Raw genomic sequence first — 26,665 nt, forward strand, 5'->3', positions numbered from 1 at the left:
CGTGCCGCTGTGCTCTCTGTTTACTCGTCGCCGCGCTCGCGCGGGGCGGATTGCGCTCGTCACGCTGGTGGAACCAGGACGGCGCGCCCGGTGATCGCGCCCGACCGCAGCCGGCGGTAGACCTCGATCGCCTCGGTGAGGGGGAACGTCTCCGCCGTGACGTGCAGGGTGCCCCGGCGCGCGAGGTCCACCACGGTCGCCAGATCCGACCGCGGACCCCAGAAGGGGGCTGTCACCGTCCAGCCCGCGGCCAGTCCGACGTCCTTGCCGGCCGTGAGCCGCCCGCCCGCGCTACCGACCACCACCAGCCGTCCGCCCGGCGCGAGCGCCGAACCGGCCGGACCCACGGTGTCCGGTGCGCCGGCGAAATCCAGGACCAGGTCGGCGCCATCGTCCAGGCCGGCCGTCGCCGAGGCCATATCGGCGAAAACCGCGTCCACGCCGAGCCGGCGGGCCATATCCAGCGCGTCCGGCCGGTTGTCGACCGCGATGATCCGTCCGGCGCCGAATTCGCGCAGGATCTGGACCGCGAGGTGGCCGAGCCCGCCGACCCCGACCACGAGACATACGCTGCCGGAATCGATCAGGTCGCGATGCTGCCGCACCGCGTGGTAGGCGGTCAGGCCCGCATCCGCCAGAGGCGCGCAGATCACCGGGTCCACGCCGGGTGCCGGAACCAGGAACCGGGACGAGGGCACGATCATCGCCTCGGCCAGTCCGCCCGGGTGGCCCAGGCCGTTACCGATGGGTTTTCCCCGGCGGTCGGGGCCCGGGCGCAGGCGCAGGCAGTAGTTCTCCCGCCCCCGTGCGCAGTTGCGGCACTCGCCACAACCCCAGATCCCGTGAACCACCACGCTTTCCCCGATCCAGCGGCGGTCGGCCGCCGGCCCCACGTCGAGCACGGTGCCCGCCACCTCGTGTCCGAGGGTGAGCGGGAGCGGGTAGCCGAATGCGCCGGCGGCGGAATCCATGATGTGCAGATCCGAGCGGCACAGCCCGGCCGCCTCGACCCGCACCAGCACTTCCTCGCCGCTGGGCCGCGGGGTGGGGATCTCGCGGAGCTCGGGTTCGGTGCCCCAGGCGGTGAGCTGCACGGCCAGCATCAGCGTGCCGTCCAGCCGCCGTCGACCACCAGGGTCTGCCCGGTCACATAGGACGACGCGTCCGAAGCGAGGAACAGCACCGCGCCGTCCACCTCCCCGGTGCGGCCGCCCCGGCCGAGCATGGTGTTGCGCCGGACCCAGCCCGCCGATTTCTCGTTGCCGAACAGTCCGTCGGTCATCTCGGTATCGAACCATCCCGGTACCACGGCGTTCACCCGGATACCGCGCCGGCCCCACTGGCCGGCGAGCTCCCGGGTGAGTCCCAGGGTGCCGGCCTTGGACGCGGCATAGCTGGCGCCGCCGATCGGGGCGGTGGAAACCAGGCCGATCACCGAGGAGATATTGATGTAGGACGCGCGTTCGCCCTCGGGCAGCCGGGTCGCCGCGTAGGTGGCGAGATGGAATCCGGCGAGCAGGTTCAACTCCAGGATCGCGCGGAACTCCGCGTCGGTCTCCTGCTCCGCCTGTGGCGGGCCCGGCCGGCCCGCATTGTTGACCAGGACGTCCAACCGTCCGGATTCGGCGTAGCAGCGGTCCACGAGGGCGATCCGGTCCGCGTCCCGGGTCACGTCACAGGGCACCGGCACGATGCGGGAATCGGTCCGCGCCAGCTCGGTCAGCCGGTCCACCCGGCGGGCGGCCGCGTAGACGGTGGCGCCCGCGCCCGCCAGCACGCGGGCGAAGCCCAGCCCGAGTCCCGACGAGGCGCCGGTGACCACGGCGACGCGTCCGCTCAGATCGAACAGGCTCGCCGGCGTGGTGATATCCGGATCGCCCGGCTGCGTACTCATCTCAGTACACCGCCGTCCGGCCGCCGTCGACCGGGATCACGGCCCCTGTCGTGTACCCGGCGGCATCGCTCGCCAGATGAACGACCAACCCGGCGATCTCTTCCGGCCGCCCCAGCCGGCCCGCGGGGAGCCGGTCGACGATCTTGCCGACGAACTCGTCGTCCCAGCGTTCGGCCATATCCGTCGCGAACCCGCCCGGCATCACACAGTTCACCCGCACCGACGGCGCGTATTCCTGCGCGAACGCCATGGTGAGCGCGTTGAGGCCGTTCTTCGCCGCGGCGTACATCGCCTCGGGCGGGCTGGGCCGGACCGCGCCGATACTGGAGATATTGATGATGGAGCCGCCACCGGCGGCGGCCATCCGAGCCCCCGCGACAGCCATCAGCCGGAACGGGCCCTTCAGGTTCACCTCGAGGGTTTTATCCCACAGGCCCTCGGTCACCGCCGCCAGATTCTCGGCGAGCGGGGCGATCCCGGCATTGTTGACCACGATGTCGAGACTGCCGAATTCGGCGACGATCCGGTCGACGGCCGGCGCTATGCTGTCCCACCTGCCTACATGCAGTTCCAGTGGGTGCGCGCTGCCGGGTCCCGCGCCGAGCGCGGCGACCGCCGCCTCGCAGGCCGCGAGTTTACGGCTGGAGACGATCACCGTGGCGCCGGCGTCCCGTAACCCGCGGGCGATCGCCAGCCCGAGTCCGCGGCTCGCGCCGGTCACCAGCGCGACCTTTCCGGTCAGATCCGTTGTGCTCATCGGTGCTTTTTCAACTCCAGACGCGCGATGGTGCGCAGATGTACTTCGTTGGGGCCGTCGGCGATCTGCAGTGCCCGGGTGATCGCGTGCATCCGGGCCAGCACGGTGTCATTGCTGACCCCGGCCGCGCCGAAGGTCTGGACCGCCCGGTCGACCACCGTGTGCGCCACCTCCATGGCGGCCACCTTGATCGCGGCGACCTCCGCACGCGCCGCCGCATTGCCCTTGGTGTCCATCAGCCAGGACGATTTCAGGACCAGCAGGCGGATCTGGTCGATCTCGATCCGGCTGCGCGCGATCCACTCCCGCACCACGCCCCGGTCGGCCAGCGGGCCCCCGAACGCGGTGCGCTCCAGCGCGCGCCGGCACATCAGGTCCAGGGCGCGTTCGGCCATTCCGATGGCCCGCATCGCGTAGTGCATCCGGCCCGGGCCCAACCGCCCCTGCGCGATGGCGAATCCGTCCCCTTCGGCGCCGAGCATATTGGCCGCGGGCACCCGGACATCGGTGAACTGCACCTCGCCGTGCCCGAGCCGGTCGTGGAAACCGAACATCGGCAGATCGCGCAGAACTTCGACGCCGGGTGCGTCGGCGGGCACCAGGATCATGCTCTGCCGGCGATAGGGCGGCGCCTCCGGATCGGATTTGCCCATGAAGATGACAAGTTTGCAATCCGGGTCGAGAATTCCGGAGGTATACCATTTGCGGCCGTTGATGACGTAATCGTTCCCGTCCCGGCGGATGGTCGACGTGATATTGGTGGCGTCGGAACTGGCGACAGCGGGTTCGGTCATCGCGAACGCCGACCGGATCCGACAATCCAGCAGCGGCCGCAACCACTGTTCCTTCTGCTCATCGGTCCCGAACATGGCCAGGATTTCCATATTCCCGGTATCGGGCGCCGAACAGTTGATCGCCTCGTTACCGATGATGGATCGGCCGACCATTTCGGCGAGAGGGGCGTATTCCAGATTGGTCAGTCCGGCGCCCAATCCGTCATGGGTCATGAAAAGGTTCCACAGACCCAGTTCTCGGGCCCGGGCCTGCAATTCCCGCATGATCTGCGGTTGTTCGTGCGGATTGTCCGCCGCGGCGATCTGCTCGTCGTAGACGGGCTCGGCCGGATAGACGTGCTCGTCCATGAAACGGCCGAGTGTGTCGAGCAGGTCCGCCGTGCGGGCGGAGTAGGAGAAATCCACAGTGCGGCTCCTGAACAGGGGGACGGAGACCTCAACCGGCGAGCAGCGCGGTTCCGGTCTCGATGAGGCGGTCGATGGTGGCGGGCAGTTTTTCCTGGTCCGGATCGTGGTGCCGGCCTTCGCGGTGCCGCCGCAGGTTGTGGCCCATGATGGCGGCCATCTTCAGCCGGCCGAGGGCGTCGAACCAGGGCAGTTCCGGTAGGCCGGTCCCGCCCGCGCGGTAGAGCTCCACCAGTTCGGCGGCGCTCGGCAACCCGGGCACCGTGCGGCCCACCCCGGGAAAATTGCCGCCGTCGGCGAAGACCAGGAACCAGCCGAGTTCGACCCGCGGGTCGCCGGCGCTCCAGATCTCCCAGTCGATGAGCGCGACGGGTTCGGTGCCCGCGGCGATGATGTTGCCCAGCCGGTAGTCGCCGTGGACGAGGGTGGGGGTCAGTGGTTCCGGGACGCGCCGGCCGAGTAGTTCGAGCAGGCGGTCACCGCCGGTGACGAGTTCCGGCGGTACCGCGCCGAGGGTGCGGGCCCAGCGAGCCAGTTCGTCGGCCGGGGTGAGTGCGGGTTCGATACCGGGGACCGCGTCGAGGGCAACCGCGTGCAGCCGCGGCAGTACCTCGGCCGCGCGGCGCATCCGGACCGCGGCGAGATCGGGCGCCACGGCCGGATCGTCGAGAACCGGTTCCAGCGATTCGCCGGCGACGAATTCCATGGCGAACCAGGCGGGTTCGCTCTCGTCGGTGACGACGATGCGCGGCACCGGAACCTCGGTCGGCGCGAGCGCGCGCATGATCCGGGCCTGACGCAACATATCGTGGCGGCCGAGGGGTGCGCGGCCGTCGGGTACGGCTTTCACCACATAGTTCGCGCCGGTCGTCACCGCCCGGTAGGTGAGTCCCGAATGGCCGCCCGGCAGGCGTTCGAAGGCGGTGAGTTCGTGCCCGAGCTCGGCGGCCAGCCGGTCGCGGACCCGGTGTTCCAGCGTCATGGGCGTGGCTCCTTGGGCAGGCCGAGTACCCGCTCGGCGATGATGTTGTGCTGGATCTCGTCGGTGCCGCCGGCGATCCGGTAGCCGGGTGCGCCGAGGACATGCTCGGTCCAGGCGTAGGTTCCCCAGCGTCCCGAATCGGCGACCAGGTCGCGGCCGAGCAGCAGCCGCACCACTTCCGACGTGCGCGCCATGGTGTCGGTGGCGAGCAGTTTGCCCGCCGAGGCCTCCGGCCCCGGGGCCCGGCCCGCGACCACCGCCGCGGCGACCCGCATACCCGCCACCCGCTGCACATAGCTGCGGGTGACCAGGTCGGCGACCCGGTCGCGTTCCAGATCGGACAGCTCCCGCCCCAGGTTGCGGGCCGAGGCCACCGCCTGGTCGGCATTGGCCAGACCCAGAGTCGCGCCGTCGAGGCGTTCGGCGGCGAGCACGGTCAGCGCGACCGGCCACCCCTTGCCGACCGGCCCGAGCCGCAGCCCGTCGTCGAGCACCACGCCGTCGAGGTAGACCTCGTTGAACGAGCTGCCACCGGTCATCTGCCGGATCGGCCGGACGGTGACCCCCGCTGCGTCCATGGGGACCAGGAATACGGTGAGCCCCGCGTGCTTGGCCGCCGCCGCATCGGTGCGGCACACCGCCACGCCGAGGTCGGCGATACGGGCGCCCGAGGTCCAGACCTTGTGGCCGTCGAGGGTCCAGGTGCCGTCGGCGTTGTGGGTGGCCCGGGTCCGTACCGCGGCCAGATCGGAACCCGCCTCGGTCTCGGAGAAGAGCTGGCAGGCGATGAGATCGGTGCGCAGCATGGCCCGGACGTAGCGGCCCCGCTGTTCCGGCGTACCCCACTGCTCGATGGTCGGCGCCACCAATTGCTGGGTGACCGAGAACATCTCGGTCCGCCGCGGTACCTCGAACTCCGCCTCGGCGCGCCGGAACGCGAGGACATAGGACATCGGCAGCCCGCGTCCGCCGTATTCCGGGGCCCAGTTCAACGCCCCCCAGCCCGCATCGAACTTGGTGCGCTCGTAGTCGCGGATCGCGTCGGTGTGCCGCCGCTCCTCCGCGGCGGTCCAGTTCTCGAATACGGCGACCGAATCGTCACCGTGACCCCAGGTGGCCTCGGTGCGGGGTGTGGCGACCCCACGCAACCAGTCCCGGGCCGATTCGGTGAACTCGGCGAGATCCGGAAGTGTCTGTGTACTCATTGTGTTCCTCGCCCTCAGACCGAAAGGACCGTGCAGGCGCTGATTCCGGGAGCGCCGTAGACGTGTGTGAAACCGGTGCGCGGACCACCCGGCACCTGTCGTTCGCCCGCCTCGCCCCGTAGCTGGGTGACGATCTCGTGGACCTGCCGCAGCCCCGAGGCGCCGATGGGTTCGCCGTTGGCGATACAGCCGCCGTCGGTGTTGATCGGCAGCCGGCCGTCGATCTCGGTGGCGCCCGCGGCGATCAGCTCCTCCTGCGCGCCGTGCTCGCAGAACCCGCATTCGGCCATATGCATGATCTCCGCGCCGCTCTCGGTGTCCTGGAGCTGGGCGACGTCGATCTCGCCGGGCCCGATCCCGGCCTGCTCGAAGGCCGCGGTGGCGGCATCGGTACTGACGCTGGTCGGTTCCCCCGTGCCCTGGACCGCGGGGCTGAATACCTCGAAGGAGCCGAAGCGCCGGGTGCGGTGACTGATCGCCCGCAACCGCACCGGGCGCCCACCGAGCCGGCGCACAGCGGCCTCGCTCGCGACGACCACGGCCGCGCCCCCTTCACCGGGGGAGCAGAACATGAACCTGGTGAGTGGATCGTTCACCATCTCCGCCGCGGCGATCTGTGCTGCCGAGATCGGCTCCCGCCGCCAGGCATTGGGATTGCGGCTACCGTTGCGGTAGGCCTTCTCGGCGACCTTCGCCAGCGTCGCCGCCGAGATATCGTGCTCGCGCATATAGCGGCCGATCTTGGCGCCGAAGAACTGGGTGGTCACCATGAGCCCGGCCGTCCCGTAGCCCTCGGGCAGGCCCCAGTCGGCGGGATCGGGGTCGAACGCTCCGCGCGGATGTTTGTCGAAGCCGACCGCCAGCGCGATATCCGCGGCACCGGACCGCACCGCGTTGACCGCGGAGAACAGCGCGCTGCCGCCCGTCGCGCAGCCGTTCTTGACATTGGTGAACGGGATACCGGTGAAACCGAGTTCGGCGACCAGCGTGTCGGCCAGTCCCGACCCGTCGCTGCCGCCGAACGCGACCTGGATATCGGGCCAGGTCAGTCCGGCGTCGGCCACCGCGGCGGTGATCGCCTCGACCGCCATCTGGCGCCCACTGATTCCGGGCCGGCGGCCGAAGCGCGACAGCCCGCTCCCGATGATCGAAACCTGCTCTGTCACCGGTCCTCGCTCTGCTGGGTGGTGGTGAACCGGGGGACCGGTGTGACCGCGACCAGTCGCACCGGCGCCCGGTCCAGGGTGGCGAAATCGTCGCAGTCGAGAATCGCCTCGATCTTGATCCCCTCGGGGAGTTCGACATAGCCGACCGCGTACGGTGTGAACCCCTCGGCGGGAACGACATACGGTGGCGATTTCGGTGGGAACCGCTGGACGGTGTAGGCCCAGACCACCCCGTCGCCGCTGAGCGGTAGCGGGTCGGCGGTCGGCCGGGCGCAGCGCGCGCAGATCGCGCTCGCCGGGTACCCGACCGTGCCGCACACCCGGCATCTACTGCCTTCCAGTACGGGTTTCACCTGCTCACCCATGTCGTTCCTTCCGATGGTCGGTCTGCCGATCGCTGGTTCAGCGACCGACCCACTTGGGTTCGCGCTTCTCCAGGAAGGCGTTGACACCCTCGCGCGCGTCCTCGGACTGCAGGGCGTTGCCGACCGCCAGGTGTTCCATCACCATCAGCGACTGGATATCGGCGTCCAGGCCGCGGTCGATGGTCATCTTGGTGAGCTTCATGGCGAACGGGCTCTTGTCGATGATCGGCGCGATGAAATCGGCCACCAGGGCGTCGAGTTCGGCCGCCGGGGCGGAGGCGTTGATCAGGTCGAAGGCCTCGGCCTCCTTGCCGGAGAGCAGTTTGCCGGTGAGCATCAGCTCCTTGGTCTTGCGGATACCGATCATGCGCGGCAGGCGGTAGATCGGCCCCGCGCCACCGAAGAGCGCGCGGCGGATGTGGAAGTCGCCGATCTTGGCATCGTCGGCGGCGACCGCGAAATCACAGGAGATCATCAACTCGAAACCGCCCGCGGTGACATAGCCCTCCAGCACCGCCACCGACGGGGTGTTCATGGAGTAGAGGCGGTCGCAGACCTTCGCCGAGAGCACCGCGACATCCATCGCGTTGGTCTTACCGACGTAGTTCTCCCGCAGTTCGTCCAGGTCGAAGCCCGAGCAGAAAGTGTTGGCCCGGCCGCGCAGGACGAGAACCTTCAGCTCGGGGTCGTTGTCGACCTCGACGATGATCTCGTCGAGCCGGTGCAGCAGCTCCACGGTGACCGCGTTCTTCTTGTGCGGGCGGTTGAGCCAGACACGCGCGATCTCGCCGTCTTTCTCCAGGACGATGTGGTCGGTGTCAACCATCGGGGGCCTCTTTCATTGTCCGTTATTGAACTGGATTCACTTCAGTTGTACTCGACGGCGCGGAGGGCGTCAATACGGAATTCCGCGCCGGCCCAGGTGGTTCAGACGCCGATCAGATCGGCGATGCGTGCGCGGTGGGTGCGTGAATCACCCTGTGCTGCTTCGTTTCCGAGTGCGCGCCGGAAATAGGAGTGCACGGGATGCTCCCAGGTGAAACCGACGCCGCCGTGTAACTGCACCGCTTCGGAGGCGGCGAGTACGGCCGCGTCGGTGCACACGGCACCCGCCACCGCCACGGCCAGTCGCGCCGAGTCGGGGTCCTCGGCGTGCAGGGCGGCGGCATACCGGGACGCCGATCGCGCGCGTTCCAGCTCGACCAGTAGATCGGCCAGCCGGTGTTTGACGGCCTGGAAGGAACCGATCGGCCGCCCGAACTGATGACGGGTCCGGACGTAGTCGACCGTGAGCTCCAGCAGATGATCGACGATGCCGGTGTTCTCGCAGGCCGTGGCGAGGGTGGCCAGATCGTGCAGCCGCGCGACGGCGGCGGGTGTCGATTCCGGCGTGGTCAATGCGACGGCCGGGCAGTCGCGGACGGTGAGGTCGGCCTGCCTGCGGGTGGGGTCGAGGACCCGGCGTGGGCTGCGGACGGCTTCGGGTCCGGGCCGCAGGGCGAAGAGGCGGCGGCCCTCGGGGGTATCCGCCGAGGCCACCACGATATCGGCGGTCTCGCCGCCGGGTAGGTGGGTGACCGTGCCGTCCACGCGCCAACCGCCTGGATCGGGCCGGGCCCGCAGCGCGTCGGTTGCCGGATCGAGGGTGCCGACGGTGGCGAGCGACCGGCCGGCGAGTACCTCGGCGAAGAGTTCGGCGGTCTCCGCGGCGGCCGGCAGCAGCGCCTGCACGCCCAGGATCGCCGAGCTGATCACGGGTTCGCAGACCAGGGCCCGTCCGCATTCCTCGAGGACGACGGCCAGTTCGGCGGTGCCGTAGCCCAGCCCGCCGTTTTCCTCCGGCACCGCGAGCGAGGTCACCGACATCTCGTCGACGAGGCGTCGCCACAGCGGTGCGGAGTAGCCGCTCGCGGATTCGGCCGCCGCGCGGACCCGGTCGATACCGCTGTGCCTGGCGAGCAGCGCCCGCAGTGTTTCGCGCAATTGTTCCTGTTCCGGGCCGGGCGTGAGAGCCGCCGGTTCCGCCCGCGGCCAGGGAACTTCGACGGCAGCTGCTGAGGTCGGGGACATGATTCTCCGGTTGACTTGAGTTCAATTCGGCAAACTGAGCCTAGCTGTTCACGCTCTCGACAAGAAGTGGTTTGCTGAACTAAGTTCATTTCATGAGTTACGTGATCGAGGACTACTACGCGACCGTCGACAGCGGCGGATTGCGGGACGCGGTGGCGTTGCTGGCCGAGGATGTGGACTTCACGATGATCCTGCCCACCGGGGTGAACCGGGATCGCGGCCGCTCGGCCATGTTCGATTACCTCAGCGACCGACCGCCGGTGAACCGCAGGCATGTGCTGTTGCGGGTGGCCGCCGACGGTGACGTGCAGTTCGCCCACGGCGCCGTCACCGAGAACGACTCCGTGACCACCGGCTACTTCGTGGCCGCGATGCATCTGGACGCGGCGGGACTCATCGACCGGTACCAGGTCACGTTCAGCGCGGACTTCGCGCTGGTGGACCGGCCCTCGACCGAAGGAGAACAGGAATGACGGCGGATGTGCCCGTGCTGGCGCGATGGTTCGGTTATATGGATTCCGACGATCCCGACCGGGTGCTCGGCATGATCTCCGACGATTTCACCATGTCGGTGCAGTTCTCCAAGGGAGCCGGGGCGAGCGCCGAATTCGTCGGGGACCGGGCGGGTCTGGTCGCCTACCTCGCGCAACGCGAGAAGAGCACCCTGGTCCATCACATCGATGTGGGCGCGGTGGTCGGTGAATACGAACTCGTGCTCGGCCGGACGACCCGCGACGGTGCCTTCGAGGCCTCGTTCAACGCGACCGCCCAACTCGATACCACCGGTGCGGTACGGCGCCTGCTCATCGCGCGGACCCCGGAAGTGGCCTTCGCCCACTGACCGGTGCGGCGCCCCGGGGGCTCGGGCGACCCCGGCCGAACGATCCGAGGAGAACCATGAATCGCCGGCTCTGCCTGGCCCGCCGACCGGCCGGAAAACTGAGCGCCACCGACCTCGTCCTGATCGACGAGCCGGTACCGGTGCCAGGCCCGGGTGAGGTGCTGGTCCGCAATACCTGGCTCTCGATCGACCCGTCGATCCGTATCCGGCTGGCCGAGACCACCCCGGACGGGTATCTGCCCCCGCTACGGCCCGGCGAACCGCTCACCGGCCTGGCGCTGGGAATCGTCGCCGAGACCCGCGACCCGGCCTACGCCGTCGGTGATCTTGTCTCACACACCCTGGGCTATCGCGAATTCGCGGTGGTGGGGGCGGGCTCGCAGACCATCGGCGGCTACGGTGCCCCGGCCCGGATCGACAACGGCGACCTGCCGCCGCAATGGTTCCTCGGGCCGCTGGGTAGTGCCGGGCTCACCGCGTATGTGGGTCTGGTCGAGATCCTCGAGCTGACCGCGGCGGACACCCTGTGGGTGTCGTCGGCCGCCGGTGCGGTGGGTGCGCTGGCCGCGCAACTCGCGGCGCTGCGGGGTGCCACGGTCCTGGGCTCGGCCGGCAGCCCGGAGAAAGTCGCCTACCTACGCGACGAACTGGGTATCGCGGCCTTCGACTATCACGATCCCGCGCTCGCCGAATCGCTGACCGCCCTGGCACCCACCGGGATCGACGCCTATTTCGACAATGTCGGCGGTGACCATCTGACCGCCGCGCTCGACGCCCTGCGCCCGCACGGCCGGGTAGCGCTGTGCGGTGCGGTATCCGGCTACGACGGCACCGCCGCGGTGGGACCCCCGAACCTGTTCACCATGGTGGCGAAGGGGTTGCGGATGCGGGGGTTCCGGGCGGGTTCCTTCAACCATCTCGAGCAGCCGATGCGGGCGGAGATCGCCGGCCATCTCGCGGCGGGGCGGCTGATCCATCGGGAGTCGGTTTTCGACGGAATCGAACGAGCGGGCGAGGCGCTGGTGGCGATGCTGTCCGGCGCCACGACCGGCAAGACGCTGTGCCGTCTGCTGTGACCGGGACCGCTCACCGGACGTGAACCGGCTGTTCCGGGCAGAATGACCTCCACGTGACCTCCGCGCGAACCGGAGGTACGACCTGGGCGGAGGGCGCCGACTCCATCGGCCGGCCCTCCGCCGGCGGCGGTCCACCGGATCGCCGCGCGGCTCGGAGGGAGTGGTATGGCGACAGTCGGTGCCTTCGCGCTCCGCGCCGGCCTGCGATCGCTCACCCCGGGTCCCGCCGCGAGCGCCCGGCTCGGCCGGGTCGCCGCGCTGCACGAGTTCGATCCGGACGCCCCGGCCGATCTCGAGCCGGGCAGTGTGGTCTACATCCCCTCGAAGCGGTGGTCCGCGCTCGCCGCGCCCCAGGGGCTGGCGGCCGAACTGCGATCGGCCGGCGGTATCGCGGTGGTCGTGGACAACGACGATCGCGCGCTGCCGCCGGAATTCGTCGCGGAATGTGTGCGGCAATCGCTGCCCGTCTATCTGATACCGAAAGCCGTCTCGTTCGAGCAACTGGGTGCGGCGCTCGCGGCGGAGACCTACGGAACTCCGGCCGGTGATGTGCACGCGGCGGGCCCGGTTGCCGTCCGCGCCGTGCTCGACCGCTTCATCGGCGGCACCACCCTCAGGGCATGGCTCGTGACGCGCGGGTCGGCGATCGGAGGGTCGCACAGCACCGATATCGAGCTGCTGGTAAAACTGCTGTCCCGCAAACCCGTGGCACCGGACCGGATCCCGAACTCCGCGGCGGCCCTACACATCCCGCTACCCGAATCCGGTCACGCGCTCGTCCTGGCGAACCCGGACCGTCTCGCCGTCGCACCCCGGCGGCTGACCGGGCTGCTACGGCACATCGACGCGCTGGCCCGGGCGATGGAAGTGAAGCGCGCGGCGCGACAGGAATTCGAGAACGCCCTGATCCGGGAACTGGTCGAAGCCAAGGCCGCGTCCGGTGCGCTGGATCCGTGGGCCCGATCCCTGGGGCTGGAACCCGGAACGCGGGTCCGGGCGATCGCGACGGCGGCCGACGCCGGTGCCGGAGCACGGATGGTCGCCGCGTTGCAGGACCTCGGGTCTCTCGGCGGATCATCCTGTGTGGCCGGGGTGCACGGGGACAGCGCCTACGCGCTGATCACACTGGGTGAACAGGAATTCGCCGAACCCGGCGAACCGGCCCCGTTCGAGCAGGCGGTGCAGGTGCTCGACGCGCTCTTCGAATTCCGCCACGGGACGGCACCACCGATCGGCACGAGTTCGTTCGTGATGCGCGACAGCAACGATCTGGTGCGCGGGTTGATCAACGCCCGCCAGCTCGCCGACCGGCAGGCCCGCGCGACCCGGCCCGCACCCGACCGGATCCCGTTGCCGTCGCCGCTGGCGGCCACCCTGCTCGCCGCCGAACCCCAGCTGTCGGTGATCCTGGACCGCGCGCTGCTGCAACCGGTCGTCGACTACGACCGCGACAAGGGTTCGCGCTATCTCGACACCCTGCGGACCTTCCTGGCGCTGGACGGTCATTTCGCCGCTACGGCAGCCGAACTGGGTATCCACATCAACACCCTCCGGTACCGGCTGACCCGTATCGAACGACTCACCGGCCGTGGGGTCCAGTCGACCGCGGACCGGGTCGATTTCTATCTGGCCCTGTGCCTGCGCGAACTACCGCGGCACGATGAGTGACCGGCTCTCGGACCACCACGGATCCGGCAGCCGCGGCGCGAATTCCTCGACGACCTCGTAGGTGCCACCCGCGGCGCGGCCCACATAGGCGGGGTGGGCGCTGTAGTGATCACTACGGAAGTAGAACGGCAAACCCTCCGGGTTACCGTCGAATCGCACTCCGAGCAGCGCGTCGGCGATCGCGGCGGTGGCCGTGGACCCGGCCAGTTCGGCTGCCAGGCCCAGCGCGTGGACGGCGTTGTAGGCGCCGACCTGCGCCGAATGCGTATGACGTCGGCCACGAATCTCCTCCAGCGCCCGCCGATACGCGGAATTGGCCGCCGATTCGAGCGCAGAGAAATACGTCGCGACCATGAAATGGCCGTCGCTCACTTCGGGCGGCATATGGGCGAGGTCGATGGCGGTGGTGACGGTGGCCGCGATGGGCAGTGTGGCCGGCTCGAATCCGGCGTCGTGGAACTGGGTATAGAACTGCGTGGTCGAATCGACCCCGACCAGATTGCAGATCACCACCGACGGGCGGGTGCGGGCGATATCGGCCAGTACCGCGGTGAAATCGGTTTCGCCCAGCGGGGCGTGCCAGGCACCGGCGACGCTGATATCCCAGCGGTCCCCGAAACGGCGGATCGCCTCCGCGAGTACGCGCGGATAGATGTAATCGGAACCGACGATGTACACCCGTCGGCCCAGATTCGTGGCGATCCAGTCCAGATAGTCGGCCAGATACTGGTTGGGCGCGGCCCCGCAATAGAACACGCGCCGATCGGTTTCCTCGCCCTCGAAGTAGGTGGGGTACATCAGCAGGGTGCGATTGGCGTGGATCGCCGGGATCATCACGACGCGGCTGGCCGAGGTGTACCCGCCCACCACGGCGTCGACGGATTCGGTGCGGCACAGGTGATCGATACCGTGCGCGGTCAGTGAGACCTGCGAGCGATCGTCGAAGATCGCCGTCTGCAATTCCGCGCCGCCGACCCCGCCCGCGGCATTGATCTCGTGCACCGCCAGCAGGGCGCCGTCGAGAATCGATTGCTCCATCTCCGCCTGTGCGCCGCTGAGCGAATAGAGCAGGCCGATCTTCACTCCACGCTCCTCTCCGTGCGGTCCGCCGCCGTGCTGCGACGAATTCACTCTACGGCCTGGCACCGGGCACCACCCGCCGAGCCGGGCCGGCTGTTCGCGGGTCCGGGCAACCGTGTTTCGATGCGGTGACCGTGCGTCTCCCCGAGGTATCGGACACCTGCGCGTTACCTGGCGGAAGAAGCTGTTTCCGCAGGTAGCGGTGGTCGGGGTGGGATCGGGTTCGTATCGATCTCCAAGTCGCGGTCCTCGTGGCTCGGCGATCGGGCCAATTGTCGCGACTCCCGGCGCGGCGTTTCGTAATACCCGATCCGAGACACAGTCCGAGGAGGGCGATATGAGCGAAACCGGCAGCCGGGCGGAGAAGGTCCGCACCGCCGTCGATATCGGTGGCACGTTCACCGATGTGTTCATCCAGCGCGGCGACGGGACGATCGTCACCGCCAAATACCCCACCCAGGCAGACCCGATCGAGGGCGTCCTGGCCGGGATGCGGCAGGCGGGCGTGAGCTGGGAGGATGTCGAGTTCTTCTCGCACGGCACCACCATCGCGACGAATGCGCTGATCACCCGCAAATTCCCCCGGGTGGCGCTGGTGACCACCGAAGGATTCCGCGATGTGCTCGAGATCCGCCGGGGTGATCGCGAATCCTGGGACCCGTACGAGGAGGTGGCACCGCCGATCGTCGCCCGGCGGCACCGGCTCACCGTGCGCGAACGGATCGGCTACGACGGGAAAGTGCTCCAGGCACTCGACGAGGATCAGGCCCGGGATGTGGCACGGATCCTGAAGCGCCGCGCGGTGGAGGCGGTGGCCGTGTGCTTCGTGAACTCGTTCACCAACCCCGAGCACGAAGAGTTGATGGCGGAGATCCTGCAGGAGGAACTGCCGGGAGTATCGGTGACCACCTCGAGTGATGTGCTGCCGGAGATCTTCGAGTACGAGCGGTTCTCCACGACCGTCGCCAATGCCGCGCTGGTCCCGATCATCGGCCCCTACGCGCGCAGCCTCGAGGGCCGGCTCAGCGAGAACGGATACGACAACGATGTCCTGCTGCTGCATTCCGGCGGCGGCGTCATGACCCCGGCGCTGGCCGAGAAGTACGGGGCCCGGCTGGCCGCCTCCGGTATCGCGGCCGGCGCCATCGCCAGCCGCCATATCGCCCGGATGTGCGGCTACGAGAACTCGATCGGTTTCGATATGGGTGGGACCTCCACCGATGTTTCGCTCACCGACAACGGCGTGCTGGGCACCACCAACCGGTGGAGCGTGGAATTCGGCCACCCCATCTGCTTCCCGAGTATCGAAGTGCTCACCATCGGCGCCGGTGGCGGCTCCATCGCCTGGCTCGACGACGCCGGATCGCTGCGCAACGGCCCGCAGTCGGCGGGTTCGGAACCGGGTCCGGCCTGCTACGGGATGTCCGGCGAGGCGGCGACCAATACCGATGCCAACCTGGTCCTGGGAACCGTGGGCAAGAAGCTGGCCGGCGGTGTCCGCGAGCTGGACGAGGGGCAGGCGCGCGCGGCGATCGAGAAGGTGGCGGCGCCACTCGGTCTGGATGTCGAGACCGCCGCCCAGTCCATCATCAAGGTCGCCAACGCCAATATGGCCGACGCCATCCGGCTCATCTCCATCCGCAAGGGTCACGATCCGCGCGATTTCGCGCTCGTCGGATTCGGCGGTGCGGGCCCGCTGCATGCCGCGTACCTGGCCAAGGACCTCGGGATCCCGACGGTGATCATTCCGCCGCATCCCGGTGTCACCTCCGCGATGGGCTGCATGCTCGTCGATGTCCAGCACGACCTCACCACCATGTACCTGGCCGACGCCACCGAAGTCGATCTCGGGCATCTGGCCGAATCCTTCCGCAAGCTCCAGGCCGATGGACGAGAGCGGCTGGTGGCCGAACATGTCGCGGAGCAGGACATGGTCTTCGAGTACTACGTCGACACTCGCTACATGGGTCAGTGGCGGGCCATCGCGGTACCGGTATCCATGCCGCTGACCAGCCTGGACGAGGTGGTGTCGACCTTCCACGCGCAGCATCTCAAGGAGCACAACTACGCCGACGACAACGCCGGTGTGGAGATCTACCGGATCTCGGTGCGGGCCATCGGGGTCACCCCGAAGCCCACGGTCGAACCTGCCGAGCTGATCGACCCCGCCACGTTCACGCCGACGCCGGCCGAAATGCGCCGGGTGCTGTTCCCCGACGAAACCGCCCGGCTCGACACCCCGGTGTACGACCGCGCGGACCTGCCCGCGGGTGCTGTCATCGCCGGACCGTGCATCGTGGACCAGCTCGATTCGACCACCGTAGTCCCGCCGCATACCACTGCGCGCGTCGACGAATGGGGCAATCTGCTGCTCCAGCCCACCGCGTAACGGCCACTGTTCCCCGAACCACTCGTCTGCGAGGTACCAACCATGCCCACATCCCTGGACCCGGTGACCTTCGAGGTCCTGAAGAACTCCTTCATCAGCACCGTCGACCAGATGGCGGAGCAGATTCTGCGCACCTGTTACTCCTTCGTCATCTATTCGCGCGACTTCTCCTCGGCCCTCTGCGATACCGAGGGCAATACCGTCATGCAGGGCACCGGCGATATCGCCGCCCACGTCGGCACCCTGCACTACACGGCGAAAGCGGTGATCCGGCAGTTCGAAGGCGATATCCATCCCGGCGACGTCTTCGTCATCAACGACGTCTACGAAGGCGGTAGCCATTTCAACGACACCCGCATCATCCGGCCGATCTACTACGACGGTGAACTGCTCGGCTACGCCCAGGCCAACGGCCACTGGGCCGATGTCGGCGGCGCGACTCCCGGTTCGTTCAATGTGAAAGCGCTGGACCATATGGGCGAGGGGCTGCGCATTCCGCCCACCCGTTTGTGGAGCAAGGACGAATTCCTCGAGGACGTCGCCTATCTCATCGCCAAGAACACCCGCAACCCGCGCGACATCATCGGCGATATGCAGGCCCAGGCCGAGGCCACCCGGGTCGCCGAACGTGAGATCCAGCGTCTCTGCGACAAATACGGTGTGCAGACGGTGAAAACCGCCATGGCCGAGGTCCAGGACTATGTGGAGGAATTGACCCGGGCCAAGATCGCGGCCCTGCCGGATGGCGTCTGGTACACCGAGGACTACATCGATCAGGACCCGGCGCTGGGCGAAGGGCTCATTCCGGTGACCATGAAGATGACCATTTCCGGCGATACGGTCCACTACGACCTCAGCGAATCCCATGCCTCGATCTCGTCGATGATGAACGCCGGATTCGGCGGCTCCTTCGCCGGGATCGTGGCCGGCACCAAGATGCAGTTCCCGGACATCCCATTGAATTCCGGCTTCTACCGGGTGGTCACCGCGGAGCTGGGGCCCCTCGGTTCGGTGGTCAACGCGGACTGGCCGTCACCGTGCGCCGGCTTCTGTTCCGGCCCGTTCGAGAAGATCATGAGTTCGGTTTTCGAGATCTGGTCCGATATCCAGCCCGAACGGGCCATGGCCTGCACCTTCAACCTCGAATATCTACTGGTCGGCGGTCGCGATGAACGGGACAGCGGTAACACGAATTTCATGTGGTACGACTGGATGATGGGCGGCTGGGGCGCCCGCAACGGCGCCGACGGCTACAACGCCTCGGCCGCGGTATTCGGCGTCCAGTACGGTACCCAGCCGTTCGAGGGCCAGGAGCGTCTCGCTCCCGTCCTCACCTCCTGCCACGATCTGGTTCCGGATTCGGGCGGTCCCGGCAGGTTCCGCGGCGGGCTCGGCGCGGAGAAGGGCGGCCGGTTGTGGGCCAGCAACAACACCGTGATGTCCTACTGCTGCGATCGCGAACGTTCGGTGACCTGGGGGCTCTGGGGTGGGTTGCCGTCCATCCCGCACGGGGTCTGGCTCAACAAGGGCACCGATTCCGAACAGTATCTGGGTTCCATCTTCGCCGCGGTGCCGATCAAATCGGGTGACGAGTTCACCCGGCCGTCGGCGGGGGGAGGCGGCCTCGGCGATCCGTTGCGCCGGGAGGTTTCGGCGGTACTCGAGGATGTGATCGACGGGTACGTCACCGTCGAGCGTGCCGAGAAGGACTACGGCGTGGTGATCAAGGAGATCGACCCGGAGATCTTCGAATACGAGGTGGACACCGCCGCCACCGGGAAAGCCCGCGATTACCTCCGCCGCAACCGGCATTCCTGGATGGAACGGGATCCGCAGGAGGTCGCCGGCGAGTACCGGTCCGGTCTGGTCAACGAGATGGACTGCGTCCGGCAGTACGGCGTGATCCTGGACTGGGGCAGCGGCGAGGTGCTGGAGAACACCACCGCCCAGTTCCGCCGGATGCTCCAGCGGCGCACCGTCGTGCACTGGACCGATGATCCCGCCGTCGACTACGTCAAGGGCACGCTGACCGTCACCGAGGCGGCGGCAGTCTAGGCACGGCACAGGTGGGCGGGGACGGCGCGGTCCCCGCCCACCCTCTTTCGCACCCGGCACGACCCGGGGCAGTTATGTCGAGTTGTTCACGAATGGGAGTTCACCCATGTCACCCTCGCCGGAGGCGGTCGCGACCGCCGTACCCGAACTCGTCGTCTCGTCGTCGGACGATCCCAAAGTCCTGGAACGCGCTGCGGCCGAGGACTATTCATTGCATATCGTGCCGCTGTCCTGGCGGAGTTCGCCGTGGTCGGTGTCCATGGCCTGGTTCGGGCTCATGAGCGCCATGTTCTGGGTGGTGGTGGGCAGCACCGTCACCCTGGCCGTGGGCACCGTCGACACCCTGATCGGGATCGCCGCCTCGGCACTCAGCTACGGCGCGATCAATTCCGTCGTCTCGCGGTACGCCGCCCGCACCGGCACCAGTGTGTCGTTGTTCTCCCGCGCTCTGTTCGGCCGGGCCGGATCGGCTTTCGCCGCAGCTCTTTTCGGCGTGACCATCACCTATTACGTGGTGGCCGAGGGCGCGATCGTGGCCAGCGCCCTGCACGCCTATCTACCCGCGCTGCCGATGGCGGTGTGCTGCCTGATCGTGGTGGTGTATCAGGCACCGCTGGCGATGCGCGGCGTCAACACCTGGCTGGACAAGATCAACGGTGTCCTGCTGCCGCTGTACCTGCTCGGCCTGGTCGGCTCGGTGGTCTGGGCGGTGGTCCGCTACGGCTACAGCAACGACTGGCTCACCTACGAACCCGCGGGCGCCGCGGATCTCGGCGTACCGGGCTGGTCGTTCGCCTACACGGTCTACATGGGCGTCTGGGTGGTGACCATGATGGCCTGGGATTTCGCCCGCTTCGGGCGTCCGGCCGATGCGGCGTTCAACGGCCGGGTGACCTTCGGTACGCCGTTCTACCTGATGACCCTGCTGGTGAACGGCATGGTCGGTATCTTCCTGGCACACACCATCGATATCGCGGGGGAGCTGAACGAGGAATCGGCCATTCTCGGCGTGGTGTCGATGATGGGGTTCTGGGGCCTGCTGTGGGTGGTCGTCAGCCAGACCCGGGTCAATTCGGGCAATTTCTATCTCGCCTCGACCAACGTCCAGAACTTCTTCGCCCGCGCCTGCCGGCTCACCCTGCCGCGGGTTTTCTGGCTCGGCGTCGTCGCGGTGATCGTGTACGTGATGATGCTGACGAATGTCCTCAGCTGGATTCTCCAGGCGCTCACCTATCAGGGCGTCATCATCGTCAGCTGGGTCGCCATCGCGCTCACCCATATCCTGCTCACCTCCCGAGACGCGTCGCGGACGGGTCCGGAGATCCGGCCGGGCCGGGTGCCCGCGGTGAACCCGGCCGGTGTCACGGCGTGGGGTGTGTCCTCGGTGGCCGGTATCGCGATGGTGGCTTTCGGCGGGAGTGCCGGCTCGGTCTGGGCGCCGCCGGTCAGTTGTGTACTCGCCGCGGTGCTCTACGGTGTGGCCCTGCGTTTGTCGAAGCCGGCCTGGTTCACGCTGGCGCGTCCGTTCGATCCGCGTGACGAAGTGGACGATCCGTGGGAGACCAGGGTGCGCTGCCACAGCTGCGGGGACTCCTATATCGCCTACGAGATGGACCGTGACCCCGCTGCGGGGCATCAGGCGATCTGCCTGGCGTGCGCGTCGGATACTCCAGGGTTCCTCGCCGCCGCTCAGGCGGAGGCGGCCGCGTACCGAGTTGCGCCGGGTGCGGGGGCCGCGAGGGCCGGCGTCGCACTCCAGGAACCCGAAGAGCCGGAGAAGCAGGTGCCGGTGCCCTGAGCGCGCCGGCTGCCGGGTGGTTCACGCTCCGTGGCCGTGGCCCGCCCGGCGTTCGCGCTCGCGTTCGGCAGCGGTGGCGAGATAGTCGCCGAGTTCGCGGCGCAGCGTGGCATCCAGCGACCGCGCGAGACTGGTGTGCACCGCGGCGACGCCGAGCTCCCGCATCGTATTGAGCATTCGGGTGGTCGCGGCGATCTCGTCGTTGGAGTCCGGGAGCCAGCCCGGCCCGTGCTCGTCGACGATATGTTTCTTGGCCGCATTGATGAGCAGGCCGCTGATATCGTCGATCCGGGTCGCCACCTCCGCGTACACCGAGATCAGCGTGCCCAGCTCCACCCCGTACTCGTGCAATTCGGTGAACGAGGTGAGCAGCTGGGTATCGGTGATCACCACCGTTTCGCCGTCCACCCGGACCAGTCCCATCCGGCTCAGCTGCTCCACCAGTTCCTCGGTCTGTGCGCCGAGAATGGTGGCGAGCAGTTCCCGGGGGACCTCGAAGGTCTCCTCCTCCGACCAGTTGGCGGTGACCGCGTGCTGCAATCCCAGCACCTCGGTGAGGTCTTTCCCGGTCTCCCAGCTGGTGATGAAATCGGCGATATGCGCGGTGGTGAAGCCACGTTGTAGCAGCGCATCGATCAGCCGCAGCCGCTCCAGATGGGAATCGTCGTAGATACTGGCCCGGCCGTCACGGTCTGCCGGTGGTGGCAGCAGACCACGTTCCTGATAGGCGCGGACATTACGGGACGTGGTGCCCGCGGCACGGGCGAGATCATCGATCCGGTATCTGCTCATGAGTCCGCACCTCCCTCGCCCGCCTGCGCCGGGCAACCCGGCCCGAGTATCCGAGTCTAACCGCCGGTCAGGAAACCGATGCCACGGTCGGGGCGATCCGCGGCGCCGCCCCCACCACCGTGTAATCGGCGAGGTCGACCTCGCGCAACTGGTTGCGGTACTGGGTGGCGAATCCCGGATACATGGTCGCGTTGAAGCCGTCCTCGGTGAGGTACCAGCTGCGGCAGCCGGAGTTCCAGGTGGTCGCACCGAGCCTGCGCTGGATCGTCGCGTTGTAACGCTCTTGGCGCTCGGGGCGCACCTCGAGCATCCGGAGATCACGGTCGAGGATCAGGCCGATCGCCTGTACCAGGTAGTCGATCTGCGCTTCCATGTACACCAGGGCCGAGTTGTGTCCCGGGCCGGAATTGGGTCCGAAGGTCAGGAACAGGTTCGGATACCCCGAGACCGCGACACTGCGGTACGCGAATGCGCCGCGCCGCCATTCATCGGCGAGCACCCGGCCGTCGCGGCCGGTGATCGGGATCGGTGTCCCCGTTTTGGAGACGTCGAACCCGGTGGCGAACACGATGCAGTCGGCGCGATGCTCGATCCCCTCGGCGGTGCGGATCCCGTCCGGCGCGATCCGGGCGATCGGCCAGGTGATCAGCTTGCAGTTGTCCCGTTGCAGCGCCGGGTAGTAGTCATCGGTCATGAGCAGTCGTTTGCAGCCCGCCCGGAAATCCGGGGTGAGCTGCCGCCGCAACCACGGATCGGCGACCTGTCGCCGCAGTTGCGCCCGGCCGACCAGCTCGACCACCCGGGTCAGCGGGGTGTTCCAGACGACGCCGAGTGCCACCGATTCGTGCCCGTAGAACCAGGCCTGCCGGGCGAGGGTCTGCGCGCCGGGGACATGCCGGTAGAGCTCTTTGGCGAGGGCGCCGGTGCGCCGGTTCACCCGGGGCAGCACCCAGCCGGGGGTGCGCTGGAAAACCTTCACCGAACCGGCCCGTTCCACCAGCTCCGGGATGATCTGCACCGCACTGGCGCCGGTGCCGATCACCGCGACCCGTTTCCCGGCGAAATCGTAGTCGTGGTCCCAGCGGGCACTGTGGATCGTATGGCCGGTAAAGGTGTCGATACCGGGGATATCGGGGTAGCCGGGTTCGGTCAGCGGGCCGGACGCCAGCACCACAGCGCGGGCGCGGACTTCTCCGGCGCCCTCGATCGCGATGGCCCAGGTCCCGGCGGCCTCGTCGAATGCCATTCCGGTGACATTGTGCCGCAACCGGATATGCGGTCCGATTCCGGATTTCGCCACCATCGAGTCGATGTAACCGAGAATCTCGCCGCTACCGGAATAGGTGTGCGACCAGTCCGGGTTGGGCGCGAAACTGTAGGAGTAGAGCCGGGAGGGAATATCGCAGGCCGCGCCGGGATAGGTGTTGTCACGCCAGGTCCCGCCGATCGCGTCGCCGCGTTCGAACACCGCGAAATTCGTGATACCGCGGTCCCGGAGCCGGATGGCCGCGCCGATCCCGGCGAATCCCGCACCGATCACGGCGACATCGAGCGGGGCTGTGCTGGTCGTGGTCATGGTTGTCCTCGTCACGCGGCGGGGGTGTAGGTGATTTCCTTCGACCAGCTCGGGTCCTTGCGCAGCAGCCGCCGCGGAATGGCCCCGGTGACCTTCACCAGGGTGTCCGCGAGCAGGTGGTATGGATGCCCCCGGTCGACGACCCAGTCGCCGTGCATCTTCACGATCTGGTACATCGGCAGCCGGCGCGCGAATTCACTGCGCTCGCCCACCTTCCGGTAGCGCTCGAGTGCCGAGTACAGCTTCTTCTCGTCCACTCCCATCGCGACGATGTTGTCGCGCATCTTGTTCAGCAGCGGCATATAACTCAGCACGCCGATCAGGAAGGTCGGTTTCACCCAGCCGCCGACCAGTTCGATGAGCAGTTTGCGCATCTCGGCGTGGCCCAGCACATCCATCACCGCGAAATCGACAGCCAGATGCCGGGATTCGTCGGCATTGATCCGCCGGAACGCCTCCTGGCATACCGGGTCCTCGATCTCGTCCATGATGAATTTGACGAGCGCGCCGTCCAACGCCACCTCGAGCATCGGGATCACGGTGCCCAGGAACGACAGCGACATCTCGTCGGCGTATTTGTCCAGGAAATCGATCACCAGTTTGACATTGATATTCGGCTGCGGGATCTCGTCGCCCTCGAGCATGCCCCAGCGCCGCATGAGCGCGAGTTCGGCATTGGCGTGCTTCTGCTCCTCGGCGTGGAAATAGCGGTAGATCTCGCGCAAGGTCTCGTCGGGGGCCTTCTTGGCCATGGCGGCGAATCCGCGCGCCCCTACGTTCTCGATCCACATCAGGTCCGACATGAACGGCTTCAGGCGCGCGTGCTGTTCGGGGGTGATCGTTTCCGCGCCCGGCGCGTCCCAATCGATATCGGCCAGTGCCCACTGGCGGTCCTTGATCTTGTCGAGCATGTCCTGGAAGTCCATGGTCGCCATATCAGACTCCTGTTCTCTGGGTGGTGGTCGGGGTGGCGGGCGCGTCCTGCGGCAACCACCGCTCGAGCAGACCCGCCACGGTCGTGTACGGTCCGGGAAACGCCCGCTTGAGCAGCCAGATCAGCTGGGCGTCGGGCTGCGGGAGGACGTGTAGCCGGCCGCGGTCGTGGGCGTCGAGGGTGATGCGGGCGACGCGCTCGGGGGAGAAGCCGGTCCAGCGCATGAGGGTGTCGGCGAGATCGCGCGAGCCACTGGTGATGCGCCCGTCCCGGGCGACATTGGTGCGGACGAAGGTGGGGCAGAGCACGGTGACCGCGATATCGGTGCCGCTGAACTCCGCGGCCATCGTCTCCGACAGGGCGAGCACGCCGGCCTTGGATGTGTTGTAGACCGCCATCGCGGGCGCGGCGGCGAAACCGGCGGCCGAGGCCACATTGATGATGCCGCCGCGGCCGATGGCCCGCAGCCGCGGTGCGAAGATCTCGCATCCGTGCACTACGCCCCACAGATTGATACCGAGCGCCCATTCCCAGTCGGTGAATCCGATCTCGCCCACCGGTTTTCCCCCGATTCCGACGCCGGCATTGTTGACGACCAGCGAGACCGGGCCGTCGAAGACCGAGTCGGCGAACCGGGCGAGAATCTCCACGTCCTCCCGGCGGGCGACATCGCAGCGGAAAGCGTGGGCGGCGCCGGGGTGCTCGCGCTCGATGAGGGCCACCGTTTCCGCGGCGCGGCTCTCGTCGATATCGGCGCAGACGATCTGTCCGTCCCGGGCGGCCAGTTCGCGCGCGAGGGCGCGGCCGATTCCGCTGCCGGCGCCGGTGACGACCGCTCGGGCGCCATGGGTGCGGCCCGAGCCGCCGAACGGTAGGAGGTTGCGCAGGGCTGGCATCTCAGCTCACTTTCCGTGGGGTGCCGGCCGCGAGTGCCGCGCACAGGAAATCGGCGGCTCGCCCCAGTGCGGCGTCGGCTTCGGGGGCCAGGCGCGGCAATGCCTGGAACACGTGCACTTGGCCCGGCCAGATCTCGAGGGTGCAGTCACCACCCGCGGTCCGGACCATCGTGTGCAGGTGCCGGGCATCGGCGCTGAGCATCTCGGCGCCGCCGGCCTGGACCAGCATCGGCGGGAGCGCGGTGCCCGCCGCGACGGTGAGCCGCAGCCGCGGGGTGTCGTCGGGATGCCCACTGGTGTAGACCCGCGGGAGCCGGCGGGCGGCCCGGGCGGAGATCACCGGATCGCGCCGGCGTCGCTCCTGATCGGACGCCAAGGCGAAGGTGAGATCGATCAGCGGGGAGAACAGGGCGACGGCGGCGGGCTGCGCCGCGCCCCGGGCGGCGTTCTCCAGGAGCAGGTCGAGAGTGAGGTGCCCGCCCGCGGAATCGGCTGCGATCACCAGGTCGCCCGCGGCGAAGCCCTGGCCGAGCAACCATTCGAAACCGGCGGCGATATCGTCGGCGGCGGCCGGGAAGCGGTGTTCGGGGGCGAGCCGGTAGTCCACGACGAATACGGGCAGACCGGTATCGCGCGACAGCCGGGAGGCGAGACCGCGATGGGTGCGGGCCGAGCAGAGCACGTATCCGCTGCCGTGCACGTAGTAGACGGCGCGGCCGCCGGACCGGACGCCGGGGGCGCGCACCCATTCGCCGCGGACACCGCCGGCCCGGACCTCCTGTACGACGGTTCCGCGCAGCGGCGGGCCGGCCAGTTCCATGATCGTCGCGATGAGTGTGCGGGCGAACAGTACGCCCGGCGGGTTCATCGGCACCGCGCAGTTGATCGGGCGCAGACCGTATTCCGCCGCGGTGGCGGCCAGCCGCGAACGCAGGGAGGGCGTCCGCGGCACATCCGAGCGCGAGGTCCTCGTCGACCTAGTCATGCGTTCAGAATCATTCAGCAATGTGCCATTTGTCAATGGCGAATATGCGGGCGTCGGGCAAGGGGCCCGCGTGGCACCTCCGGCCGATCTGTGACGGTGCGGCACGATGAGGGGATGAACATCGACCTCTCCGGACGGCACGCACTGGTCACGGGTTCCAGTCAGGGCATCGGCCTGGCCATCGCCACCGCGCTGGCGCGGGCGGGCGCGTCGGTGATCGTGAACGGGCGCGGTCCGGACAAGACCGAAGCGGCCCGCACCGGCATCCTGGACGAGGTCCCGGGGGCCTCGGTCCGCGCCGTCGCCGCCGACCTGTCCTCCGCGGTGGGTGCCGGAATCCTGCGGGAAAAGGTCCCCGAGCTCGATATCCTCGTCAACAATCTCGGAATCTTCGAGGCGAAACCGGTGCTCGAGATCGACGACGACGATTGGCGCCGCTACTTCGAGGTGAATGTGCTGTCCGCCATCCGGCTCACCCGGATGTATCTGCCCGGCATGATGCAGCAGGGCTTCGGTCGCGTCATGAATATCGCCAGCGATTCGGCGGTGGTGACGCCGCTGGAGATGGTGCACTACGGCACCACGAAAACCGCACTGCTCGCCGTCACCCGCGGATACGCGAAAGCCGCGGCGGGCACCGGCGTCACCGTCAACTCCGTGATGGCGGGCCCGACCCATACACCCGGCGTCGAGGATTTCGTTCGGGACCTGGTCGGCGCCGATCTTCCCTGGGAAGAGGCCCAGCACCGCTTCATGCTGGAACACCGCCCGCATTCGCTGCTCCAGCGTCTGATCGAACCCGCCGAGATCGGCAATATGGTGGTTTACCTCGCCTCGGATCAGGCCTCGGCCACGACGGGCGGCGCGGTCCGCGTGGACGGCGGCTACATCGATTCCATCCTGCCCTGAACGGGTCGCTCGACCGCCGTGTCACGGC

The 26,665-nt window shown here is 68.2% G+C and carries 24 protein-coding genes; 8 read left to right on the top strand and 16 right to left on the bottom strand.

Annotated features, from left to right (window positions below; all coding sequences use genetic code 11):
• Positions 1 to 59 precede the first annotated feature (59 nt).
• The 10 genes from ABZV91_RS24050 to ABZV91_RS24095 form a co-directional block, all read right to left on the bottom strand.
• A complete protein-coding gene (locus ABZV91_RS24050) occupies positions 60 to 1,103 on the bottom strand; it encodes an NAD(P)-dependent alcohol dehydrogenase (RefSeq protein ID WP_355245749.1) in 1,044 nt (347 codons plus the stop codon).
• The gene (locus ABZV91_RS24055; RefSeq protein ID WP_355245752.1) at positions 1,103 to 1,894 is read right to left on the bottom strand and encodes an SDR family oxidoreductase; all 792 of its coding nucleotides are present in this window, start codon (positions 1,892 to 1,894) and stop codon (positions 1,103 to 1,105) included. Before ABZV91_RS24055 ends, ABZV91_RS24050 begins: the two co-directional genes overlap by 1 nt.
• A 1-nt stretch (position 1,895) precedes the next feature.
• Entirely contained in the window at positions 1,896 to 2,651 is a 756-nt protein-coding gene (locus ABZV91_RS24060) for a glucose 1-dehydrogenase (protein WP_355245755.1), read from the bottom strand.
• Complete coding sequence (locus tag ABZV91_RS24065) at positions 2,648 to 3,850, bottom strand: acyl-CoA dehydrogenase family protein (protein WP_355245758.1); 1,203 nt, start codon at positions 3,848 to 3,850, stop codon at positions 2,648 to 2,650. Before ABZV91_RS24065 ends, ABZV91_RS24060 begins: the two co-directional genes overlap by 4 nt.
• 31 nt (positions 3,851 to 3,881) lie before the next feature.
• The gene (locus tag ABZV91_RS24070) at positions 3,882 to 4,832 is read right to left on the bottom strand and encodes a phosphotransferase family protein (RefSeq protein ID WP_355245761.1); all 951 of its coding nucleotides are present in this window, start codon (positions 4,830 to 4,832) and stop codon (positions 3,882 to 3,884) included.
• Positions 4,829 to 6,037 carry an acyl-CoA dehydrogenase family protein gene (locus ABZV91_RS24075; protein WP_355245764.1) on the bottom strand — a complete coding sequence of 403 codons (1,209 nt, stop codon included), beginning with the start codon at positions 6,035 to 6,037 and terminating at the stop codon, positions 4,829 to 4,831. The genes ABZV91_RS24070 and ABZV91_RS24075 overlap by 4 nt, the downstream gene beginning before the upstream one ends.
• Positions 6,038 to 6,051: 14 nt before the next feature.
• The gene (locus ABZV91_RS24080) at positions 6,052 to 7,203 is read right to left on the bottom strand and encodes a thiolase family protein (RefSeq protein WP_355245767.1); all 1,152 of its coding nucleotides are present in this window, start codon (positions 7,201 to 7,203) and stop codon (positions 6,052 to 6,054) included.
• Positions 7,200 to 7,568, bottom strand: a complete 369-nt coding sequence (locus tag ABZV91_RS24085) for an OB-fold domain-containing protein (RefSeq protein WP_355245770.1) — start codon at positions 7,566 to 7,568, stop codon at positions 7,200 to 7,202. Before ABZV91_RS24085 ends, ABZV91_RS24080 begins: the two co-directional genes overlap by 4 nt.
• A 37-nt stretch (positions 7,569 to 7,605) precedes the next feature.
• Positions 7,606 to 8,394: an enoyl-CoA hydratase/isomerase family protein gene (locus tag ABZV91_RS24090; protein WP_030519541.1), complete on the bottom strand. Its 789-nt coding sequence runs from the start codon at positions 8,392 to 8,394 to the stop codon at positions 7,606 to 7,608.
• A 101-nt stretch (positions 8,395 to 8,495) separates the two neighbouring features.
• Positions 8,496 to 9,638, bottom strand: coding sequence for an acyl-CoA dehydrogenase family protein (locus ABZV91_RS24095; protein WP_355245773.1), 1,143 nt, complete (start codon positions 9,636 to 9,638; stop codon positions 8,496 to 8,498).
• A gap of 92 nt (positions 9,639 to 9,730) precedes the next feature.
• Between ABZV91_RS24095 and ABZV91_RS24100 the strand changes: the two genes are divergently transcribed.
• The 4 genes from ABZV91_RS24100 (at position 9,731) to ABZV91_RS24115 (ending at position 13,223) form a co-directional block, all read left to right on the top strand.
• Positions 9,731 to 10,111 (top strand): nuclear transport factor 2 family protein, encoded by a 381-nt coding sequence (locus tag ABZV91_RS24100; RefSeq protein WP_355245776.1) that lies wholly within the window; start codon positions 9,731 to 9,733, stop codon positions 10,109 to 10,111.
• A complete protein-coding gene (locus ABZV91_RS24105) occupies positions 10,108 to 10,479 on the top strand; it encodes a hypothetical protein (RefSeq protein WP_355245779.1) in 372 nt (123 codons plus the stop codon). The genes ABZV91_RS24100 and ABZV91_RS24105 overlap by 4 nt, the downstream gene beginning before the upstream one ends.
• Positions 10,480 to 10,535: 56 nt before the next feature.
• Complete coding sequence (locus ABZV91_RS24110) at positions 10,536 to 11,555, top strand: NADP-dependent oxidoreductase (RefSeq protein WP_355245782.1); 1,020 nt, start codon at positions 10,536 to 10,538, stop codon at positions 11,553 to 11,555.
• 165 nt (positions 11,556 to 11,720) lie between these two features.
• Entirely contained in the window at positions 11,721 to 13,223 is a 1,503-nt protein-coding gene (locus ABZV91_RS24115) for a helix-turn-helix domain-containing protein (RefSeq protein ID WP_355245785.1), read from the top strand.
• Here ABZV91_RS24115 and ABZV91_RS24120 read toward each other — a convergent pair.
• Positions 13,203 to 14,306 (bottom strand): transporter substrate-binding protein, encoded by a 1,104-nt coding sequence (locus ABZV91_RS24120; RefSeq protein WP_355245788.1) that lies wholly within the window; start codon positions 14,304 to 14,306, stop codon positions 13,203 to 13,205. The genes ABZV91_RS24115 and ABZV91_RS24120 overlap by 21 nt on opposite strands.
• Positions 14,307 to 14,640: 334 nt before the next feature.
• Between ABZV91_RS24120 and ABZV91_RS24125 the strand changes: the two genes are divergently transcribed.
• The 3 genes from ABZV91_RS24125 to ABZV91_RS24135 all read left to right on the top strand — a co-directional run bounded on the left by ABZV91_RS24125 (position 14,641) and on the right by ABZV91_RS24135 (position 20,545).
• Positions 14,641 to 16,692 carry a hydantoinase/oxoprolinase family protein gene (locus ABZV91_RS24125; RefSeq protein WP_355245791.1) on the top strand — a complete coding sequence of 684 codons (2,052 nt, stop codon included), beginning with the start codon at positions 14,641 to 14,643 and terminating at the stop codon, positions 16,690 to 16,692.
• 42 nt (positions 16,693 to 16,734) lie between these two features.
• Positions 16,735 to 18,747: a hydantoinase B/oxoprolinase family protein gene (locus ABZV91_RS24130; protein ID WP_355245794.1), complete on the top strand. Its 2,013-nt coding sequence runs from the start codon at positions 16,735 to 16,737 to the stop codon at positions 18,745 to 18,747.
• A 106-nt stretch (positions 18,748 to 18,853) separates the two neighbouring features.
• Positions 18,854 to 20,545 (top strand): cytosine permease, encoded by a 1,692-nt coding sequence (locus ABZV91_RS24135; protein WP_355245797.1) that lies wholly within the window; start codon positions 18,854 to 18,856, stop codon positions 20,543 to 20,545.
• A gap of 21 nt (positions 20,546 to 20,566) precedes the next feature.
• Here the strand turns inward: ABZV91_RS24135 and ABZV91_RS24140 are convergent, their stop codons facing one another.
• From ABZV91_RS24140 to ABZV91_RS24160, 5 genes are all read right to left on the bottom strand, one after another.
• Complete coding sequence (locus ABZV91_RS24140; RefSeq protein ID WP_355245800.1) at positions 20,567 to 21,337, bottom strand: MerR family transcriptional regulator; 771 nt, start codon at positions 21,335 to 21,337, stop codon at positions 20,567 to 20,569.
• 67 nt (positions 21,338 to 21,404) lie between these two features.
• The gene (locus ABZV91_RS24145) at positions 21,405 to 22,913 is read right to left on the bottom strand and encodes an NAD(P)/FAD-dependent oxidoreductase (RefSeq protein ID WP_355245803.1); all 1,509 of its coding nucleotides are present in this window, start codon (positions 22,911 to 22,913) and stop codon (positions 21,405 to 21,407) included.
• Positions 22,914 to 22,924: 11 nt separating this feature from the next.
• A complete protein-coding gene (locus ABZV91_RS24150; protein ID WP_355245806.1) occupies positions 22,925 to 23,848 on the bottom strand; it encodes a ferritin-like domain-containing protein in 924 nt (307 codons plus the stop codon).
• Between the two features lies 1 nt (position 23,849).
• A complete protein-coding gene (locus ABZV91_RS24155) occupies positions 23,850 to 24,743 on the bottom strand; it encodes an SDR family NAD(P)-dependent oxidoreductase (protein WP_355245809.1) in 894 nt (297 codons plus the stop codon).
• 1 nt (position 24,744) lies between these two features.
• Positions 24,745 to 25,728 carry an alpha/beta hydrolase gene (locus tag ABZV91_RS24160; RefSeq protein WP_355245812.1) on the bottom strand — a complete coding sequence of 328 codons (984 nt, stop codon included), beginning with the start codon at positions 25,726 to 25,728 and terminating at the stop codon, positions 24,745 to 24,747.
• Positions 25,729 to 25,842: 114 nt separating this feature from the next.
• Between ABZV91_RS24160 and ABZV91_RS24165 the strand changes: the two genes are divergently transcribed.
• Positions 25,843 to 26,637 (top strand): SDR family oxidoreductase, encoded by a 795-nt coding sequence (locus ABZV91_RS24165; protein ID WP_355245815.1) that lies wholly within the window; start codon positions 25,843 to 25,845, stop codon positions 26,635 to 26,637.
• Positions 26,638 to 26,665: the final 28 nt, after the last annotated feature.

The sequence above is a fragment of the Nocardia sp. NPDC004568 genome (genome assembly GCF_040609955.1).
Lineage (GTDB): Bacteria > Actinomycetota > Actinomycetes > Mycobacteriales > Mycobacteriaceae > Nocardia.

What these genes read in the sequence shown, in the direction of transcription:
- ABZV91_RS24050 (WP_355245749.1), bottom strand. Translation starts at nt 1,103, where the DNA reads ATGCTGGCCGTGCAGCTCACCGCCTGGGGCACCGAACCCGAGCTCCGC.
- ABZV91_RS24055 (WP_355245752.1), bottom strand. Translation starts at nt 1,894, where the DNA reads ATGAGTACGCAGCCGGGCGATCCGGATATCACCACGCCGGCGAGCCTG.
- ABZV91_RS24060 (WP_355245755.1), bottom strand. Translation starts at nt 2,651, where the DNA reads ATGAGCACAACGGATCTGACCGGAAAGGTCGCGCTGGTGACCGGCGCG.
- ABZV91_RS24070 (WP_355245761.1), bottom strand. Translation starts at nt 4,832, where the DNA reads ATGACGCTGGAACACCGGGTCCGCGACCGGCTGGCCGCCGAGCTCGGG.
- ABZV91_RS24075 (WP_355245764.1), bottom strand. Translation starts at nt 6,037, where the DNA reads ATGAGTACACAGACACTTCCGGATCTCGCCGAGTTCACCGAATCGGCC.
- ABZV91_RS24085 (WP_355245770.1), bottom strand. Translation starts at nt 7,568, where the DNA reads ATGGGTGAGCAGGTGAAACCCGTACTGGAAGGCAGTAGATGCCGGGTG.
- ABZV91_RS24090 (WP_030519541.1), bottom strand. Translation starts at nt 8,394, where the DNA reads ATGGTTGACACCGACCACATCGTCCTGGAGAAAGACGGCGAGATCGCG.
- ABZV91_RS24095 (WP_355245773.1), bottom strand. Translation starts at nt 9,638, where the DNA reads ATGTCCCCGACCTCAGCAGCTGCCGTCGAAGTTCCCTGGCCGCGGGCG.
- ABZV91_RS24100 (WP_355245776.1), top strand. Translation starts at nt 9,731, where the DNA reads ATGAGTTACGTGATCGAGGACTACTACGCGACCGTCGACAGCGGCGGA.
- ABZV91_RS24105 (WP_355245779.1), top strand. Translation starts at nt 10,108, where the DNA reads ATGACGGCGGATGTGCCCGTGCTGGCGCGATGGTTCGGTTATATGGAT.
- ABZV91_RS24110 (WP_355245782.1), top strand. Translation starts at nt 10,536, where the DNA reads ATGAATCGCCGGCTCTGCCTGGCCCGCCGACCGGCCGGAAAACTGAGC.
- ABZV91_RS24115 (WP_355245785.1), top strand. Translation starts at nt 11,721, where the DNA reads ATGGCGACAGTCGGTGCCTTCGCGCTCCGCGCCGGCCTGCGATCGCTC.
- ABZV91_RS24125 (WP_355245791.1), top strand. Translation starts at nt 14,641, where the DNA reads ATGAGCGAAACCGGCAGCCGGGCGGAGAAGGTCCGCACCGCCGTCGAT.
- ABZV91_RS24130 (WP_355245794.1), top strand. Translation starts at nt 16,735, where the DNA reads ATGCCCACATCCCTGGACCCGGTGACCTTCGAGGTCCTGAAGAACTCC.
- ABZV91_RS24135 (WP_355245797.1), top strand. Translation starts at nt 18,854, where the DNA reads ATGTCACCCTCGCCGGAGGCGGTCGCGACCGCCGTACCCGAACTCGTC.
- ABZV91_RS24140 (WP_355245800.1), bottom strand. Translation starts at nt 21,337, where the DNA reads ATGAGCAGATACCGGATCGATGATCTCGCCCGTGCCGCGGGCACCACG.
- ABZV91_RS24145 (WP_355245803.1), bottom strand. Translation starts at nt 22,913, where the DNA reads ATGACCACGACCAGCACAGCCCCGCTCGATGTCGCCGTGATCGGTGCG.
- ABZV91_RS24150 (WP_355245806.1), bottom strand. Translation starts at nt 23,848, where the DNA reads ATGGCGACCATGGACTTCCAGGACATGCTCGACAAGATCAAGGACCGC.
- ABZV91_RS24155 (WP_355245809.1), bottom strand. Translation starts at nt 24,743, where the DNA reads ATGCCAGCCCTGCGCAACCTCCTACCGTTCGGCGGCTCGGGCCGCACC.
- ABZV91_RS24160 (WP_355245812.1), bottom strand. Translation starts at nt 25,728, where the DNA reads ATGACTAGGTCGACGAGGACCTCGCGCTCGGATGTGCCGCGGACGCCC.
- ABZV91_RS24165 (WP_355245815.1), top strand. Translation starts at nt 25,843, where the DNA reads ATGAACATCGACCTCTCCGGACGGCACGCACTGGTCACGGGTTCCAGT.